Below are 1,023 nucleotides of genomic sequence, written 5' to 3' on the forward strand. Positions count from 1 at the left end.
ACATAATTATAGCAAGGGAATGCTTGTATGCTGATCTGTACTGCATTCCCTTATTATATATATGTTATATTTCTATTCTTCTTTTTCCGACATTAGAACCCTACAAAGATATCAATCATATTTAATTTTTAAACAAATCGAAAAAACCTTTCCGTTTTTGTTTCTGATTTTGCTTCTGCATATCTCTAATATTTTCAAGCAATAACTGATCTCGCTTCTCTAACTTCTTCTCTATAAAAACTTCTAATTCACTATTTTTACCTTCTACTTCAGTTAACTTTTTCTCCGTATTCGCTAAATACTCTTTTGTCGTAACCAATTCATTCGTAATTTCTTGTAATTTTTGAACAAGCGCTTGATTAAATTGATTTTGTAACTGCTGATTTTCTAATACTTCATTCAATTTCTTTTCTAATTCTGATTTTTCTTCTTTTGAAACAAACGAATCAAGTTCTCCATTTCGCCATGCTCGAACTTGATCGTAAGACCATTTTTGAGCTTGTATTTTTTCTTTTATTGCTTTTAATTCTTCTATATTTTCTTTTGAGTATCTGCGATGCCCTCCCTGGCTTCGCTCCGTTTGTATGTTAAATTCGTTTGACCATACCTTTAGTAAATCGGGTGTAACCCCTAAAAAATCCGCAACAATTTTCGGTGTATGCATTTCCGATTTTAGTTCCAATTTTCATTCCTCCCCCAAAAACGGAATACCTTTTTCACTCACAAAACATGATTAAATCAACATTCCAATCAAAACCGGAATACACTCGCAACCGATATGACAACCGATTTTAAAAACGATTTAATTTCGAAATACATTCTGATTTTAACACTAACATGTATTACTTCTCGATAATAACATCAAAATCTTTTTTATTTATACAAGATTTTATGCAAAAAAAGAATAGCGGGAATCACTAGAATTCCCGCTATATCAACGATGTATAAAATTATGTATAAACGATAGATAGACATAGAAACAAGAAACCTTGTATTTACAAGGTTTCTATCAAAATATTTGCT

Annotated in this window: 1 protein-coding gene; it reads right to left on the reverse strand. The window is 30.7% G+C overall.

Translation table 11 applies throughout. The features are described 5' to 3' along the window. Positions 1 to 121 precede the first annotated feature (121 nt). A complete protein-coding gene (locus V7038_RS28355) occupies positions 122 to 682 on the reverse strand; it encodes a MerR family transcriptional regulator (protein WP_335696002.1) in 561 nt (186 codons plus the stop codon). Between the last annotated feature and the right edge of the window lie 341 nt (positions 683 to 1,023).

Origin of the sequence: Bacillus sp. JJ783 (assembly GCF_036963225.1) — a bacterium.
GTDB classification, from domain to species: domain Bacteria; phylum Bacillota; class Bacilli; order Bacillales; family Bacillaceae_G; genus Bacillus_A; species Bacillus_A cereus_U.